Source organism: Nocardia sp. NPDC004123, assembly GCF_053603795.1.
The window spans coordinates 1-17,012 of the sequence record NZ_JBSGGG010000007.1 but is presented as its reverse complement, the minus strand read 5'-3'; the positions used below and the strand labels follow the sequence as shown (position 1 = coordinate 17,012).

The window sequence follows — 17,012 nt, the reverse complement described above, 5'->3', positions numbered from 1 at the left end:
GCTGCGAGTGGGGTAACTCGTCGGGTACGTCCGAAATTTTCGTAGTATCTGACCGCCGGCACGCGTGTGGAACCGGCAACGGCTCCTAGTTGTGCGCTGAAGTTTCGGGGAGGCGGGATTGTGCGCTGAAGTTTCGGGGAGGCGGGATTGTGCGCTGAAGTTTCGGGGAGGCGGGATTGTGCGCCGAATCGCGGAGAGGTGGGGGAGCGCTAGACTCGCTCCGTGGCAGGCCGACTTCCTGACCGCGATATCGCGGCGATTCGTGAACGTGTCCGGATCGAGGATGTCGTGGGTGAGTACGTCACTCTCAAACGCGCCGGCGCCGACTCCATGAAGGGCCTGTGCCCCTTCCACGACGAGAAGTCCCCGTCCTTCCACGTGCGCCCCAATCACGGCGTCTTCCACTGCTTCGGCTGCGGTGAGGGTGGCGACGCCTTCGCCTTCCTGCAGAAGATCGAGCACGTCGGTTTCGTCGAGGCGGTCGAGCAGCTGGCCGACCGCATCGGCTACAAGATCAACTACGAGGGTGGCGGCACCTCCGTGCAGCGCGACCGCGGCACCCGCTCCCGCCTGGTCGCCGCCAATGCCGCCGCGCACGAGTTCTACGTCTCCCAGCTCGGCGAGCCCGGTGCGGAAGCGGCCCGCAAGTACCTCACCGACCGCAACTTCGACCACAACGCCGCCCGCCAGTTCGGCTGCGGCTACGCCCCCGGCGGCTGGGACACGCTCACGAAACATCTGCTGCGCAAGGGTTTCGACTTCAAGGAGCTGGAGGCCGCGGGCCTGTCCAAACAGGGCCAGCGCGGCCCCATGGACCGCTTCAACCGCCGCCTGCTGTGGCCCATCCGCAATCTCGGCGGCGAGGTCATCGGCTTCGGCGCGCGCCGGCTGTACGACGACGACACCATGACCGCCAAGTACATCAACACCTCGGAAACGTTGCTGTACAAGAAGTCTCAGGTGCTGTTCGGCCTCGACCACGCCAAGCGCGAGATCGCCAAAGGCCACCAGGCCGTTGTCGTCGAGGGCTACACCGACGTCATGGCCATGCACATGGCGGGCGTCAAGACCGCTGTCGCCTCCTGCGGCACCGCCTTCGGCGACGAGCACCTCGCCATCCTGCGCCGCCTGCTCATGGACGACAACTTCTGGCGCGGCGAGATCATCTACACCTTCGACGGCGACGAGGCGGGCCAGGCCGCCGCCCTGAAGGCCTTCTCCGGCGACCAGAAACTGGCCGGCCAGACCTACATCGCCGTGGCCCCCGACGGCCTCGACCCCTGCGAGCTCCGCCAGCGCAATGGCGACGGCGCGGTCCGCGACCTGGTCGCCCGCCGAGTCCCGTTGTACGAGTTCGTCATCCGCGGCCTGCTCGCCGAACACGATCTGGATTCCCCCGAGGGACAGGTCGAGGCGCTGCGCCGCGCCGTCCCCGTCGTCTCCCAGATCAAGGACTTCGCCCTCCGCAAGGCGTACGCCACCAAACTGGCCGGCTGGGTCGGCTGGGACGACATCCAGCAGGTCGTACGCCGCGTCGGCGATGAAGCCCGCAAGGGCGCCCGCACCGGCGCCAAACCCGGCATCCCCGAACGCCAAGCGCGCCAAGAGGTCACCGAGCACCCCGCCGCCCGCCCCAACCCCCACGACCCGACTTTGCTCCCGCAGCGTCAAACCCTGGCCGCCGCACTGCAATACCCCGCCTTCGCGGGCCCCGTCTTCGATGCCCTGGAGCCGGAAGCCTTCACCCAGCCCGCCTACATCGCGGTCCGCGCCGCCATCGCCGAGGCCGGTGGCACCGCCAGCGGTCTGACCGGCGCGGAATGGGTCGCCACGGTCGCCGACAACACCGAAGACCTCACCCTGCGGGCCCTGGTCTCCGAACTGGCCGCCGAGCCCCTCCCGGTGAAGTCCGCCGAGGACATCCCCCGCTTCGTCACCGGCGTCCTGGCCCGCACACAGGAGTCCTGGGTCGGCCGCCAGATCGCCGAACTGAAGTCCAAACTCCAGCGCATCTCCTCGACCGAGCAGCCCGACGGCTACATGGCCCTGTTCGGCGACCTGGTCGCCCTGGAGCAGTACCGGAAGAGCCTGCTGACCCAGGCCATGGGCAACTCGGGCGACTTCGTAAGTAGCTGACCCCGGTGGCGGGCGGCGGAGCCCGCCGCCGGTGCCCTTCAGGGTGCGCTGACAAGCCTGCCGACGCTGGATCGGCAGGCTTCCGGTTCGAATCTCGGCTGGGGTGGGGCAACGCCCCAATCCCTCAGCGCCGCAGTTGATCCTGCGGCACGAGGATGGTGGTCCGCTCGTCCAGCGGCACCATCGGTTCCAGCTTCGGCTGGGTGCTCAGCTTGTCCGCGAGCTTCTGCCGCCCCATCATCACGACCTTCCGTGTGACAGGGCTCTCGCTGATCGCGCGGGTCGTCTTACTGATCTGCTCATACCGAGCCCGCCCGGCCTTAGCGCCCAGCACATACCCGGCCGCAACACCGATGATCAACCGCAGCATCCCGAGAAGCTCCTCCCATAGACCAGCCTGCCCCCACATCCTGCCCGACCCCACCCCCACCTGTCGATCCGGCACCCCACCTACATCCCCGCAGGTAGAGCCGCGATTTGGGAACTGTACAACCGATACGCTAAAGTTTTCCCCGGCCGGTCCGAGAGGGTCAGCCAGGGAAACAATCCCCTATAGCTCAATTGGCAGAGCAGCCGACTGTTAATCGGCAGGTTTCTGGTTCGAGTCCAGATGGGGGAGCTCAAACCCTCGATCGGTTTCCGATCGAGGGTTTTTTGTTTGTTCGATGAGCTCAGCGGCCCGCAAATAGGTTGTTGGACGCCTTGGCTGATTGAACGGGTCCGCTTCACGGACGACCAGCTGCGCGATCATGCGCAGGGAGTGGACCCGATTGAGGCGTAGGAATCCCGAAGCGGCATGGCGCAATTCGCGCGCCGCCTTCCTCTCACAGGTGGTGGGCCCGCATTTCGAGGGACCTGCCGGGACTGGGTGAGGTCAAGTGGGGCCGCACCATCGGGCATGTGGACCGACTGCGCCATGTACGAGAATTGTTGTCGGCCAAGGGATACGACACCAGCGAAACGATTTTGACCTGCTACAGCCGGGCGGGATTCGAGGAGAACCTCCAGACCGCCGGTATCGCCCCCGAGCAGCGGTCCTGGGATGCGGACGCCCCGATGATGGTCGATCTGAACACTGTCTACGCCGAGATGTAGCGGGAGCGCGAGACGGCGGTGGCTGGACGCGGCCTTCGTCCGACGAGGGGGAACATGACGGCGTATCTGCCGCGGAAGGGGTTTCAGCCGACCGGGAGTTTCACCACCGCATTGGGGCCCCGGTCGGTGACGTATACGTTGTCCGCCTTGTCGACCGCCAAACCCTGGGGATCTTTGAGCCCGGTGAACGGCAACGTGGTCGGCGTCGTCGCGCCCGCCGCCAACCTCGCCACCGATTCGTTACCCCAGTCGACGACGTATACGTCTCCCGTCGTGTCGACTGCCACGCCCCGCGGATCTTTGAGCCCGGTGAACGGCAACGTGGTCGGTGCCGACGCGCCCGCCGCCAACCTCAACACCCGCTCGGTACCCAATTCGGTGACGTATACGTTGCCCGCCGTGTCGACCGCCACGCCCTGGGGATCTTGGAGCCCCGTGAACGGCAGCGTCGTCGGTGCCGGCGCGCCCGCTGCCAACCGCACCACCCGATCGTTAGCCCGGTCGGCGACGTACACGTCTCCCGCCGTATCGACTGCCACGCCCCGGGGATCTTTGAGCCCGGTGAACGGCAACGTGGTCGGTGCCGCCGAGCCCGTCGCCAACCGCACCACCCGATTGTTACTCGTGTCGGTGACGTATATGTTGCCCGCCGGGTCGACCGCCACACCCTGGGGATTCTTCAGGCCGGTGAACGGCAACGGGCTCGGCGTCGACGCATCCGCCGCCAATTTCACCACCCGATCGTTACCCATGTCAGTCACGTATACGGTGCCCGCCGCGTCGACCGCCACGTCGGTGGGCAGGCTGACGCCGGTGAACGGCAGTGGAGTCTGTGACGAGTAGGCCGGGGCGATGGGTGTGGGCGAGTTGCCACCGCCGCCTGATCCTCGTTCGACACTGATGACGACAGCCACGGCGGCCACCACCGTAACCGCGACCGCGGCCGCGAGCAGCCCGGCGGTCTTGGGCGACAATCTGATTCGCCGCCCATGGCGCGCAGCCACGCCCTCGGTGGTGCTGACCGCGGAATCGCCCACCGCGGCGCGGGCCGCTGCGGCCAGCTCGCGCATGGTCTGGTAACGATCGTCGGGGTTTTTGGCCATTCCCTTGGCGATGACCGCATCGAACGCAGTCGGTACATCGGGTGTAGTGGTGCTGGGACGCGGGGGTGGGGTGTGCAGATGATGGGCGATCACACCCTCCATGCCCAATGAGCTCGCAAACGGCGGCCGGCCGGTCAGGCATTCATGCAGCACGCACGTCAACGCGTACACGTCCACTCGGGCATCGGCCTTGACCTCCGCGCCGATCTCCTCCGGCGCCATGTAGGCGACGGTGCCAACGGCCTCGCCGATCGCGGTCAGCGTACGGTCGTCGGCGGCGTGAGCGATCCCGAAGTCGATCAGGTAGGCGAACTCATCGGCCGCTAGCAGGATGTTGGTGGGTTTGACATCGCGGTGGACCAGCCCGGCGTCGTGGGCCGCCTGCAGCGCGCCGGCCACCTGTGTGATGATCGCCACTGCCCGCTGCGGCGACAAGGCCCCTTCTCGCGTGATCATCTTGCGCAGATCGGTGCCCTCGATCAACCGCATATTCAGATAGAGCCGACCGTCGATGTCGCCGAAGTCGTGGATGGGGATCACATGCGGCTCGGTCAACTGTGCCACCGCCCGGCACTCCCGGCGGAAGCGCTCGCGCAGCCGCTCGTCATCGGCGAAGCGCTCGGGCAACACCTTGACCGCCACCACCCGGTTGGTCAGCGAATCATGCGCCCGCCACACCTGGCCCATGCCGCCCTGACCCAGCAGCGACAGCAGCCGATAGCGTCCGAACGTCTGCGCTGGCCCCCAAGTGGCGTCCACGCCACGCACTGACTTGTCATCCATTGCGCCGTCCCGTAACCACCCGACTGGCAAACGGTGTACTTGCTTGCATTCCAATCCCCGCCCGCGAGCGGGCCCACACTAGTTGATTTAGCCAGGCCAGACAGTCGAGAGTCGGCGCTATCGTCGGCGCGCGAATTTCCCAGCGATGCTCATGCTGGCAAGTACGCGGCCAGGCACTGCCCCGCCACCGGTGCGAGTACGCGGATCGTGCCCAGAAATCCGCGAACAAACCTGTCGCAAATTCAGCGTACCCCTGAGCCATACGGCCAACTTCGTGAAGAATCCGGCAGTCCAGCACCACTCGGAGGCCGGTCCATCTCGAATAAAGAGTGTGGTTTCCTGTCTCCGCCATCTTGCCAAGAGCTTGCTGAGGCAGGCGCGAACTGGACGGAGCGGTACGGGCTGACGGGATACCGCCCCTGACCTGGATGGGACGGACGGGGCGGTACAACCTAGTCGTGGGAAGTGGCCGCCGCAGGATCGGGCTTGCATGTCCTGGAACTGTCCAGGAATTCCCGCCGCGTGGTCGTTGCGCGTGATCGCCTTCAGCCGTGTGCAGTTGCGAACCTTTGATTCTATGCCCAAGGGAGATAGCGGATTTGGCGTAGCTTCGCGCACTCCTGGTTGTATTTGGTAGCGAACGGCTTAGTAACTCGGTAAGTTTCGGGTTCGCATCCAGATGGGAGAGCTTGAAAACCCTCGATTGTCTTCCGATCGAGGGTTTTTGTTTATTCGATGAGCCTAGCGGCCCGCAAGTAGGTTGGTCTGCAACCACTTCCGAAATGCCGTGCAGTTCACCGGTTGCATCGCGGGCAATCTCGCCGCGGCGATCAGCTATAGAAGCGTACTTATTAGAAGTACGGAGGTGGGGACCATTCCTGATGCAGATAGGCACAGGTCTGCGACCGCTTCGACTTGATCTGGCGAAGGCCGCGCCGAGCCACCGTGGTCTCGCGCTCCCGCTATAACTCGGCGTAGCCCCGCCGCCCGCTGACGATCCCCAGCCGCGATCGGGGGGTGTGGCAGCGCCTTTCAGCCGCGGCCGAGGAGTGCTCCGCCGTTGATCTGGAGGATCTGGCCGGTGGTCCAGCCGGCCTCGGGGGAGGTGAGGTGGGCGATGCCTGCGGCGATTTCGTCGGGTGTGCCGGCGCGGCCGAGGGGGATTTGGGAGATTCGGTCGGCTTCGAGTTCCGGTGTGAGCCGGTCGGTCCAGAATTCGGTGGCGGGGACGAAGCCGGGGGCGACAGTGTTGACGGTGATGCCTTGTGGGGCGAGCTGTTGTGCGAGGCCCAATGCCCAGCCGTGGAGGGCGGCTTTCGCGGCCCCGTAGGGGCCTGCTCCGCGTAGTGCGGCGATCGAGCTCACCGACACGATTCGGCCGCCGGGGCGGGTCAAGTGTGGGATCAGCGCTTCGGTCAGCAGTACCGCGGTGAGCACGTTCAGCTGGAAAGCGTTGGTGTAGGCGGCCGCGAGGCCGTCCAGGTCGCCGGGTGTGTGCGCGGGGTTACCGCCCGCGTTGTTGACCAGAATGTCGACAAGCCCGTCTGCCGCGATCTGTCCGGCAAGGGACTTGACCTGATCGGGTGCGGTGAGGTCGGCGGTCGCGGTGGTGACGCGGTCGGCCCCGATGCCGGTGTTGATCTCCTTGGCGGTGGCTTCCAGCACGGTTGGCCGGCGTCCGATGATGGTCACCGACACACCGTCGCTGGCCAGGCGTCGTGCCACTGCCTTCCCGATTCCGGTACCACCGCCGGTGACGATCGCGCGTCGCGTCATCGTTCCTCCCCTGATTGATGAATCGTATTCGGGCTGAAACTACTTCATGTGGCGCGAGCCATCGGAGTCCGGCAAGGCGCGGAGGTATTTGCCGGAGAGCTCGTGACAGTGGGGGACGAGGGCGCTGGGGCAGTCAGCTCTGACTTCTACTGATTCCTCCGTCCAGATACCGGAACAAGCGAACGGCTTCTCCCATCTGCGGCGCACCGGATATGCCCTCGCGCAACATGATGGCGTGGAACAGCTCGAACAGTTCCTCATGCTGGAGCGCGGGCCGGTTCTCCTGGCGCCAGCGCAGGATGCCGGGTCCGTCGTTGCTGAAGTCGTGGTGCTCGCCCGGGTTGATGGTGACGCTGTCGCCGGCTCTCAGGGATCGGGTGACGCCGTTGAGGGTGAAGGTCATGACTCCGGCCAGCACGTGAAAGGACTCGGTCATCGACTTGTGCCAGTGTGCCGGTGGACCGCTCCAGATCGGCGTGGACCACTCGGTCACGAGCAGCTGACCGCCCGTTTCCTCCCCGGTGGTAATGAACCGCAACGTGAAATCGGTTCCGGGGATAGTGAGCACGTCGCCGGGTATTGCCATGTTCAGCACCATCTTTCGACTCGAGCGGTTGCCGCAGGGCAGCGTTGACGTCTCTGCTGCGATCTTGTCCCGACGTTACGACATGTCGATGGACCGGCGTGGAGATCGGATGGGTTGGCGCGGAACATGTCTCGCGGGATGCCAGTGGTCTGTGCAGACTCACGGGTATGGATCGTAGTTTCTATGCGGGTCGGGTTGCTGTGGTTACCGGGGCGGGGGCCGGGATCGGGCGGGAGCTGGCGGTGCGGCTGGGGCGGGAGGGGGCGTCGGTGGTGCTGTTGGACACGAATGAAGGGGCGCTGGGGGAGACGGCGGGGATGGTCAGGGGTGGGGATGGGGAGGTGGTGGGGATGGTGGCCGATGTCGCGGATCCGGAGCGGATGGGGGAGGTTGCGGCCGAGGTGGTCGGGCGGCTCGGAGGAGTGGATGTGTTGATCAACAATGCGGGGAAGCTTTTCTATGGTGGGGTGGCCGAGTCCGAGCCGGGCGACTTCGAGGCGGTGATGCGGGCGAATTTCGGTGCGACCGTGGTGAGTACGAAAGCCTTCCTGCCGTATGTGGTGAAGTCGCCCGCGGGGCGGATCGCGAATCTCTCCTCGGCGTACGGGTTGATCGGGCTCGGCGGGTCCGCGCCCTACACGGCGGCCAAATTCGCGATTCGCGGCTTCACCGAGTCGCTCCGGTCGGAGTTGCGTGGACAGCCGAATGTTGCTGTCAGCTGCGTGTTTCCGGGTGGGGTGAAGACCGGGATCGCCTGGTCGGCGTTGGCGGCGGCGGGGGTGGACGCGGAGCGGGCGGCGCAGCGGTTCGACCGGTATGTGGCCCGCACCGATCCCGACGTTGCGGCGCAGGTGATTCTGCGTGGTGTCGCGCGGGGGAAGAGTCGTGTACTGATAGGACCCGACGCGATCCTTGCCGAAGTCGCCGCCAGGGTGGCAGGCGGGCAGTACGAGAAGCTGATTCGGCTCGTGATCAGGGGATAAAAGGGGAAGACACGATGGCCGGTACACGATGGCTGTTGATAGAGACGTTCGGCGGCGGGGAGCCGACCGTCATCGGACTGGGCAGTGCGCCAAGGAAGTTCGTGCCGCTGACGCAGATCTTCCGGCAGCGTGAGACGCTGGCGACCATCCGCGGGGCGGTGGCGGCGACCGCGGAGGCGCTCGCGCCGGTGGAGGTCATGAGCGACGGCGGCCGCCGTCGGACTCTCACCGCGCCGCTGCTGATCACCCCGGAGCGCATGCACGCCGTGCTGGTGTGGTCGGGGCCGATGGAGGAGACGGTGCCGCCGCGAGATCCGGTGGGGGCGTGGTACTTCAACCTGTCCACCTCGAAGTCCACGCGCTCGGACGATCTGCTGGACCTCTACGGTGTCGCGCCCGAGAATCGGGCGCGCGAGCACGCCATCGCCGGCGTGTTCGCCCGCGTCATCACCAATAGCGACGAGTCCGACGCCCTGGCCAAGGTGGTCCGGTCGGCGCCGGGCACCGAGCATCAGGCGGTGTGGACGGTCCGCCGCGACGACGGCGCTCTGCGGGCGGCGCACTTCTCGTGCCGCATCATCGAAGAGACCGACGCCGCCGGGAATTCCGAGGTGTTCATGCGCGGGGTCACCCATGACATCGGTGATGCCACCGACGTCAGCGCGGCACCGCCGCCGGTGATCCTCGAACACCGGGTGCTCGACGCGGCCGCCGCGGAGGGTGATTTCCGGGCCATTGTCGACCTGCGCACCCTGCGGCTGCTGCGCTGGATGGGTCCGCCCATGCCGGGCATCGCCTGGCAGTCGCTGGCGGGCGAACCGGAGCCGGCCATCCACCCGGACGATATCGAGACGGCGAAGACCATGAGCCGCAACCTCGCTCACTCCCGCACCGCCGGGCGGCTGCGGCTCCGGACGCTCGACGGGGGCTGGAAATCGGTGCGTGCCCGGGCCGTGCTCATGGCGCTGGACCAGCACACGACGGCCGCGCTGGTCACCGTCCGGGATCCGGATATGCCGGACGTGGACTAGGTCGCCCGACCGCCAGCAAACAGACCAGTGGCAATGTTTGTTGTGTATCTAACACCGTCCGAATCAGTCCCGGGCTGCTGCTCCAGGTCAGCGTGTTTCGCCAGTAAATACGCAGGCAGGCACACGATTTGCTCAATTGATCACACTGTGTGAGCCTCGATACACTGCCGCGTACACGCACCCGCGTGAGCGGGAATCTTGCCGGTGATCCCTGTGATGCCGCTTGTCGCGTCGTAGGAAAGCCCTGCCCGGGAACGCTCGTGGAGTGCTCCGGGAATCGGGGCTGCTCGGCGTTGGGAGGCGACGCAGTGCTCGGACCGACATACGCGTGGTGGGTGCACCCGCGCGGCCGCATCTGGCAGTGGATCGTCACCCGGGCGGTCCGAGTGGGGGAGAACTACGCGCGGCCACGCCTGGACGTGAATTTTCCACTGCTGGAGCCCAATCCCACGGAGATCGTACGAATTCCGCTGGACCGCTTGCACATCGACACCACGATCCGGCAATCCGGCGAGAACTCCCGGCATGTCACGGCGCTGTCGGAGGTCGCCGCGGCCCTGCCGCCGATCGTCGTGCACCGATCGCGCATGACGGTCATCGACGGCGCCCATCGCGTGCGCGCGGCAATCTGCAGCGGGTCCCAGTGGATCGACGCGGTCTACTTCGACGGTGACGACGGGCAGGCCCTGCTGCTCGCGGTCCGCCTGAACAGCAGGCACGGCCTGCCCCTGTCCGCGGCCGACCGCAAAGCCGCGGCCGAACAGGCGCTCTCGTTCTACCCCGACTGGTCCGACCGCAAGCTGGCCGAGGTGATCGGCTTGCCGGAACGGACCATCGCCGCGGTCCGGAAGCGGTCGGCGGCGCGCCCCGGCCGCCACTTCACCCGGCGCGCACTCGCGGCTCCCGCGCCACCGCCGCGCCGGTGTCACCCCGAGCGAATCCGCGACGAGCGTCCCCAGGCCGGTCCCGGGGCTGCCGCGAAAGACCTGTCGTATCCCGCTCGCGCACTGTGGAATCTGCGCTCGGACCCGGCGCTGACCCGCACCGAATCCGGCAGGCAACTACTACGCCTGTTCGACGAGCTGCCCGCGGATCCCGTGGCCTGGGCGGACCTGGCCGATGATCTCCCGCCGTACTGCGCCGCCCTGGTCGCCGAACTGGCCTCCCAGCAGGCCCGGCACTGGGCCGCACTGGCTCGATCCGCCAGCCGGATCGCCGCGGCCGAGAAGACCACTGCCGCGTGACAGCTCGATCCGATCGCGTTCGATCGGGTCGGTGACAGCCGGCGCCGCGTACAGGTGCCGATGCGGTCGAAGGCGTTGGCTCGCTTCATACCTGCCTATGTGGGACGTGAAAGACTGGGTGGGTACTGATCGTGGTGTCGGGTGAGTTCGGAGTGGTCGGGTTGTCGGGGGTTCGGCGGATCGAGGTCCGGGGAGGGGACGGGGAATACTCGGGCCGGGTGTTCGAGCAGTGGGAGGCGGGGCTCAGCGAAGCCTATGTGCCGCTTGCGGTTTCGCCGCGAACTTCGGAGCGGTTCACGGGGTGGATCGTGCACGGAACCTACGGCGATGTGGAGTTGTCGCAACTGGGGGCCACCCGGCAGCGGGTGGACCGCACCCGGACCCTGATCGCCCGCACCGATGACGAGTTCCTGCACACCAGCATTCAGCTCACCGGCCGCGGCTGGCTGCATCAGGACGGCCGGGTCGCCGAGGTCGGGCCGGGAGAGATGGTCTTCTACGACAGCACGCGGCCGTATCACTGGGAGTTCGAGGGGGATTGGGAGATGGCGGCGGTACAGGTGCCGCTGAGCCGGTTGCGGCAGCGGGCCGCGATCACCCCGCGCGAGATCCCGACCGCGACCGCCGTGGCGCAGCGCAGTCCGGCCGGCGTGGTCACCGGCTTCCTCCGCGACCTGACCGATTTGCAGAACACCGCACCCGAACAGGCAGCCGTCCTGGCCGGTTCGGCGGTGGACCTGCTGGCCTCGGCCATCTCCCTGACCATCGGTCGGACGGTCCGGGGAGAGCCGGCGGAGACGCTGAGCCGAAGGCAGGTCATGGAATTCATGCGACGGCACTGCCGCGATCCGCGCCTCACGGTCGACGGCATCGCGGCCGGTTGCGGGGTGTCACGCCGGACCCTGTACCGCGTCCTCGAACAATTCGAGGAGGGCCCGGCGACCCTGCTGCGCCGGATGCGAATCGAGTATTCCTGCGGATTGCTCACCGCCCGACCGGATCTCCCCGTCACCGCCGTCGCCCGCAACTCCGGCTTCGCCACCGAACGGCAGTTCTACCGCGCCTTCCGCATCGAGCTGGGCATGACCCCGGCCGCCTACCGGGCGACCGGAGGCGCCGCCCGCACCCGCTGATCAGTCCCGGGTCACGGCCTGCATGAGCAGCGGCTTGTCCGGCGCGCCGATGAACGAAAGCTGCGGCCGGATGGGCTCGCTGGTGGCGATCCGCAGATCCAGCTGCTGAGCGATGGTGGCGATCGACAGCACCACCTCCATGGTCGCGAAGTTCTGCGCGATGCAGATCCGCTTGCCCGCCCCGAACGCCAGCGACGCCTCCCGATGCGGCCGGGTCATGTTCTCCGGCAGATAGCGCGTCGGATCGAACTCGCCCGCTCGATCCCAGACCCGCGGATTGCCGTGCACCCCGTGCATGCTGATCATGATGGTGGTGCCGCGCTTGATGCGATAGCCCGCCAGCACGTCCTCGCCCAGCGCCACCTTGCTGAAGGCCATGATCGGCGGGTACAGCCGCATCGTCTCCAGGAAGACGGCCCTGGTCCACACCAGCTTGTCCACGTCGGCGGCGGTGGGGGCGCGCCCGCCGAGCACGGTGTCGAGCTCCTCGTGGAGGCGCTGCCGTACCTCGGGGTGGTCGGCGAGCAGCTTCCACACCCAGGTCAGCGCGGTGGCCGAGGTCTCCATGCCCGCCCCGATGAATGTCATGAGCTCGTCCCGGATTTCGAGATCGGTGTAGCTGTGCCCGGTCTCGGGATCGGTGGCCGCCATCAGCAGGCCGAGCAGATTGTCCTTGCGGGTGAGGCGGCCCTCGCGATGATCGGAAATGATTCCGGCCACGGCCTTCTCGATGCCGCGTAGCTCGAACATGATGTGCGGGGCCACCATCCAGGAGGCGGCGCGGAGAGCCCGGATCGGAATCCGTGAGCCCGCCTGCTTCTCGGGCTTCTCGGTGCGGCGCACCAGCCACATGGACAGCGGCCGCAGCGTCCGGCTCACATTGGTGACCACGCCCACGCCGAAGAACTTGAGCAGCCGCTCGAGCTTGATCTTGGAGATGGGCCCGTCCAGGTCGGTGCCGAACATGGTGCGCGCCACGATATCCAGCATGAGGCGGGTCATCTCCACGCCGACGTCGACCGGTGCCCCGGCCGCCCGCAGCCGCCGGGCCGTCTCCTGGGCCGCCTCGACCATGGGCACATCGAACTGGTCGATGGCGTTGCGCGCGAAGATCGGCTGCACCAGGCGTTTGTTGCGGTAGTAGAGGCGATCGTCGCGCTGGGTCACCAGGCCCTGGCCGAAAACCACGGCGAGCATGTCGAATTCGGCGCCGCGCACATAGTTCTCGTGATTGGCGATCAGCACGTGCCGGACCAGCTCCGGACTGCGCACGACGACGTACTTCGCCATCGGCAGGCGGGCGATCAGCACATCGTCCTGACCCGGCAGCTCGGCCGCCAGGTACTGCATGATGGTGCGCTCCCGGATCCGCCCGGGCAGTCCCAGCGCCAGCCGCCAGGACTGCCCCCAGGTGACCGGCGTGTTGTGCCAGCGCATGGGTGCGGGCTGCCACCGCGGCGGGTGGAGTTCTGTGCTTCCTGTGGCCGGTGCTGTCATGGGGACCATCCCGTGCGATCGAAAGTCGTTCGCCCCGTGGGGCTTACGCTCGAATGCTACTGGGGAGTAGGAGTTCGCGCAGGCGATGTGGTGTATCCGTGTCCGCCGGGTCGCGGGATCGGTCACGGCTGCGCCCTTGATTCTTGAGCAACCATTCAAGTACTGTGCGCCTATGGCCCGCACTCGCGAATTCGAACCCGATGACGTGGTGGATGCGGCCATGCGCCGCTTCTGGGAGCGCGGGTATCGGGCGACCTCGGTGGAGGACCTGGTCAAGGCGACCGGCGTGAAACCCGGCAGCCTGTACAGCGCCTTCCCGGGCGGCAAGCACGCGCTGTTCCTGGCCTCGCTGCGGCGCTACTCGGACCTGATCGTGCCCCAGAAATTGGGCGAACTCGATGATCCGAACGCGTCCCTGGCGCAGGTGCGCGGCTACTTCGACGGACTGGTGGCCGACCTGCTCTCACCGGAGGGGCGGATGGGTTGCCTGCTGGTGAACACCGCCATCGAGAACGCCGCCACCGATGACGCGGCCGCTGCCGTGGTGCGCGGGCATCTGGCGCGGCTGGAGGATCGGATGCGGGATGCATTGCGGAATGCCGTGCGTCGCAAGGAGGTTCGATCGAACGTCGATCCCGTCACCGTTGCGAAGGGCTTGGTGGCCACATCGCAGGGGCTGATGGTGGTCGGCAAGGCCAATCCCGACGAGCCGGTGTTGCGCGCGATCGTCGACAATGCCTTCGCCGGGCTGTCGCCCGGTTAGGCGCGGCGAAAACCTTTGCAGGGCCGTCCTTGTGGACGGCCCCCTTTTCCCACCAATATTTGAACACTCACTCAAGAATGAAGGTATGTCATGAAGGCGATCACCATCTCCCACTACGGTGCGCCCGAGGTGCTCACCGTGACCGAACTGCCCGATCCGGTACCGGCCGCGGGTGAAATCCTGGTCGAGGTCAAGGCTTTCGGGCTCAACCATGCGGAAACCTACATGCGGTCGGGGCAGTGGGGCGATGTCGCCCAGGTGACCGGTATCGAAGCCGCGGGCGTCGTCGCTGCCGACCCTTCGGGCAAGCTGGCCCCTGGGACCTCGGTCGTGGCGATCATGGGTGGCATGGGCCGCACCCGCAATGGCTCCTACGCCGAGCTGGTCACCGTGCCCGCGGACAATGTCGTGGCGGTCGACACCGCTCTGGCCTGGACCGATCTCGCCGCCGTCCCGGAGGTCTACGCCACCGTGTGGACCACCCTGCACGACAATCTCGCCGTCACGGACGGTGAGACGGTGCTGGTGCGCGGCGCGACCTCGGCACTGGGACAGGCGGCGGTGAACATCGCCGCCGACCTCGGGGCCACGGTCATCGCCACCACCCGATCGCAGGCCAATGCGGCGATGCTCGAAAAGATCGGTGCCGCAGTGGTTCTCACCGAGGACGGCAATCTGTCGGAGCGCGTGCGCGCGGCCGGATTCGTCGTCGACGCCCTGCTGGACCTGGTCGGAAACTCCGTCCTACGTGATTCGGTCGCGACCGTGCGACCGCGCGGGCGCGTCTGCCAGGCCGGATTCCTCGGCGGCCTGGCCCCCGTGCCCGAGTTCAACCCGATCGCCGACCTGCCCAGTGGAGTCCAGCTGTCCTTCTTCGGCAGCTTCGTCTTCGGTACGCCCGGATTCCCGCTCTCGGCGGTCCCGCTCGCGGACTTCGTCGCCAAGGCCGAAGCTGGTGTGTACCACGCGAAACCGGTGCGCACCTTCACCTTCGGCGAGATCGTGCGGGCGCACGAGGTGATGGAGTCCGGGACCGCCGGCGGCAAGATGACGGTTGCCGTCGGCTAGTCCGGACTGCTTCGCGCCGCGAACTCAGCGGGTCAGATCCCGCACCGTCTCGGACAATACCCCGAGGCCGTCGGCGAGCAGGTCGTCACCGATCACCAGCGGGGGCAGCAGCCGGATGACGTTTCCGTAGGTGCCGCAGGTGAGCAGCACCACGCCTCGTGAGAGCGCCTCGGCGGCAATGGCTTTGGTGAGGTCTGGATCGGGGGTGTCGGTACCCGGCCGGACCAGTTCGATGGCGAGCATCGCGCCCCGGCCGCGTACGTCACCGATCACGCCGGTCGCGGCGGCCAGCTCCCGCAGCCGCGGCGCGGCGACCGCCTCGATGGCCCGCGCCCGGGCCGGCAGGTCCAGCGACCGCATCACCTCGATGCCGGCCAGGGCCGCCGCGCACGCCACCGGGTTGCCGCCGTAGGTGCCGCCCAGCCCGCCCGGGTGCACCGCGTCCAGTAGCTCGGCCCGGCCGGTGACGGCCGACAGCGGCATGCCCCCCGCAATGCCCTTGGCCATGGTGACGATGTCCGGCTCGATGCCCTCGTGCTCGCTCGCGAACCATGCTCCGGTGCGGGCGAATCCGGTCTGCACCTCGTCGGCGATGAACACCACCCCGTGCTCACGGGCCCAGTTCGCCAGCGTGAGAAGGAATCCCGGGGCGGGCACGATGAATCCGCCCTCGCCCTGGATCGGCTCGATGACGATCGCGGCCAGCGAATCGGCCCCGATCTGCACCTCGATCCGCGAAATGACCCGGCGCGCAGCCTGTTCCCCGGTCAGCCCAGGCTGGTCGCGGTACGGGTAGGACATGGGCATGCGATGGATGTCCGGTGCGAACGGGCCGAAATGCGCCTTGTACGGCATGGATTTCGCGGTCAGCGCCATGGTCAGGTTGGTGCGGCCGTGATACGCGTGATCGAACGCGACCACCGCCGGCCGGCCGGTCGCCAGCCGCGCCACCTTAACGGCGTTCTCCACCGCCTCCGCGCCCGAGTTGAACAGCACCGTCCGCTTGTCGAAGGCGCCGGGCGTGAGCGCGGCCAGTACCTCGGCCACGCGGATGTACTCCTCGTAGGGGGTGACCATGAAGCAGGTGTGGGTGAACCGCGCGGCCTGCTCGGCGACCGCGGCCGCCACCTCCGGATGGGACGCGCCGACCGTGGTGACCGCGATGCCCGAGCCCAGATCGATCAGCGAATTGCCGTCCACATCGAGAATGACGCCGCCGTCGGCGTCGGCCGCGTAGACGGGCACCGACGATCCGACCCCGGCCGCCACGGCCGCTGTCCGGCGCGCGGTGAGCGCCCGGGAACGCGGGCCCGGCAGCGCGGTGACGAGGTCGCGACGCTGGGGCAGGCGGTAGTCGATCGAGGGCATGCGGAATTCTCCCGGTCGAGGGTCGGTGGCGCCGGTCCTCAGTCTGCGCCACGGCACCCGCGATCACCCGTGCCGAATTGACAACACGCCGGGCAGGAATTAATTGGACCGCGACCTCGACAATGCCCGAACCCGGGCCGAACTCCTCCTCGTCCTGCTCGCCGAAGCCGATTGATCGGCGGGGCAAGGGCTGCTATCTTTCTACGTATCTACTTAGTAGATACGTAGAAAGAGCTCGGGCCGTAGACCACCTGCGGCTGAGGGCGCCGTGGGGACGGCGTCGTGGCGGCAGGATTGTGCGGACCCCTCATCACGCGCAAGGCTGTCGGCACACGAGGGGCGGGGGGGGGGGGGGAGCGGCCCCCCCCCCCCCGGCGGTAGGGTTTGGGGGGGGGGCGTCCCCGGGGCCGAGGAACAAAGTTAAGAAAACCCCAAAAAAAAAGGCC

The 17,012-nt window shown here is 67.3% G+C and carries 14 protein-coding genes and 1 tRNA gene; 9 read left to right on the top strand and 6 right to left on the bottom strand.

Going from position 1 to position 17,012, the window contains the following annotated elements; all coding sequences use genetic code 11:
- Positions 1-222: 222 nt before the first annotated feature.
- Complete coding sequence (gene dnaG, locus ACWEQQ_RS11530) at positions 223-2,136, top strand: DNA primase (RefSeq protein ID WP_452348147.1); 1,914 nt, start codon at positions 223-225, stop codon at positions 2,134-2,136.
- 124 nt (positions 2,137-2,260) lie between these two features.
- Here the strand turns inward: dnaG and ACWEQQ_RS11525 are convergent, their stop codons facing one another.
- A complete protein-coding gene (locus tag ACWEQQ_RS11525) occupies positions 2,261-2,506 on the bottom strand; it encodes a hypothetical protein (RefSeq protein ID WP_354835413.1) in 246 nt (81 codons plus the stop codon).
- A gap of 176 nt (positions 2,507-2,682) precedes the next feature.
- Between ACWEQQ_RS11525 and ACWEQQ_RS11520 the strand changes: the two genes are divergently transcribed.
- Together ACWEQQ_RS11520 and ACWEQQ_RS11515 are read left to right on the top strand one after the other, a co-directional pair.
- Positions 2,683-2,755, top strand: a tRNA-Asn gene (locus tag ACWEQQ_RS11520).
- A 281-nt stretch (positions 2,756-3,036) separates the two neighbouring features.
- Positions 3,037-3,231: a hypothetical protein gene (locus ACWEQQ_RS11515; RefSeq protein WP_452348146.1), complete on the top strand. Its 195-nt coding sequence runs from the start codon at positions 3,037-3,039 to the stop codon at positions 3,229-3,231.
- 83 nt (positions 3,232-3,314) lie between these two features.
- On the opposite strand, the gene ACWEQQ_RS11510 is transcribed toward ACWEQQ_RS11515, so the two are convergent.
- From ACWEQQ_RS11510 to ACWEQQ_RS11500, 3 genes are all read right to left on the bottom strand, one after another.
- Complete coding sequence (locus ACWEQQ_RS11510) at positions 3,315-5,117, bottom strand: serine/threonine-protein kinase PknD (protein ID WP_452348316.1); 1,803 nt, start codon at positions 5,115-5,117, stop codon at positions 3,315-3,317.
- 1,032 nt (positions 5,118-6,149) lie between these two features.
- Positions 6,150-6,893 (bottom strand): SDR family NAD(P)-dependent oxidoreductase, encoded by a 744-nt coding sequence (locus ACWEQQ_RS11505; protein ID WP_452348145.1) that lies wholly within the window; start codon positions 6,891-6,893, stop codon positions 6,150-6,152.
- Between the two features lie 133 nt (positions 6,894-7,026).
- Complete coding sequence (locus ACWEQQ_RS11500; RefSeq protein WP_452346312.1) at positions 7,027-7,491, bottom strand: cupin domain-containing protein; 465 nt, start codon at positions 7,489-7,491, stop codon at positions 7,027-7,029.
- A 155-nt stretch (positions 7,492-7,646) separates the two neighbouring features.
- Between ACWEQQ_RS11500 and ACWEQQ_RS11495 the strand changes: the two genes are divergently transcribed.
- The 4 genes from ACWEQQ_RS11495 (at position 7,647) to ACWEQQ_RS11480 (ending at position 11,870) form a co-directional block, all read left to right on the top strand.
- Positions 7,647-8,462, top strand: a complete 816-nt coding sequence (locus ACWEQQ_RS11495; RefSeq protein WP_452348144.1) for an SDR family NAD(P)-dependent oxidoreductase — start codon at positions 7,647-7,649, stop codon at positions 8,460-8,462.
- A gap of 14 nt (positions 8,463-8,476) precedes the next feature.
- Entirely contained in the window at positions 8,477-9,493 is a 1,017-nt protein-coding gene (locus ACWEQQ_RS11490; RefSeq protein WP_452348143.1) for a GAF domain-containing protein, read from the top strand.
- 308 nt (positions 9,494-9,801) lie between these two features.
- A complete protein-coding gene (locus ACWEQQ_RS11485) occupies positions 9,802-10,737 on the top strand; it encodes a hypothetical protein (protein ID WP_452348142.1) in 936 nt (311 codons plus the stop codon).
- Between the two features lie 218 nt (positions 10,738-10,955).
- Positions 10,956-11,870, top strand: coding sequence for an AraC-like ligand-binding domain-containing protein (locus ACWEQQ_RS11480; RefSeq protein WP_452348141.1), 915 nt, complete (start codon positions 10,956-10,958; stop codon positions 11,868-11,870).
- Here ACWEQQ_RS11480 and ACWEQQ_RS11475 read toward each other — a convergent pair whose 3' ends face one another.
- Positions 11,871-13,307, bottom strand: coding sequence for a cytochrome P450 (locus ACWEQQ_RS11475; protein WP_452348140.1), 1,437 nt, complete (start codon positions 13,305-13,307; stop codon positions 11,871-11,873).
- Positions 13,308-13,539: 232 nt separating this feature from the next.
- On the opposite strand from ACWEQQ_RS11475, the gene ACWEQQ_RS11470 reads away from it, so the two are divergent.
- Together ACWEQQ_RS11470 and ACWEQQ_RS11465 are read left to right on the top strand one after the other, a co-directional pair.
- Entirely contained in the window at positions 13,540-14,130 is a 591-nt protein-coding gene (locus ACWEQQ_RS11470; protein ID WP_452348139.1) for a TetR/AcrR family transcriptional regulator, read from the top strand.
- A 90-nt stretch (positions 14,131-14,220) separates the two neighbouring features.
- A complete protein-coding gene (locus ACWEQQ_RS11465) occupies positions 14,221-15,198 on the top strand; it encodes a zinc-binding dehydrogenase (protein ID WP_452348138.1) in 978 nt (325 codons plus the stop codon).
- Positions 15,199-15,222: 24 nt separating this feature from the next.
- On the opposite strand, the gene gabT is transcribed toward ACWEQQ_RS11465, so the two are convergent.
- Positions 15,223-16,566 (bottom strand): 4-aminobutyrate--2-oxoglutarate transaminase, encoded by a 1,344-nt coding sequence (gene gabT, locus ACWEQQ_RS11460; RefSeq protein WP_452348137.1) that lies wholly within the window; start codon positions 16,564-16,566, stop codon positions 15,223-15,225.
- Between the last annotated feature and the right edge of the window lie 446 nt (positions 16,567-17,012).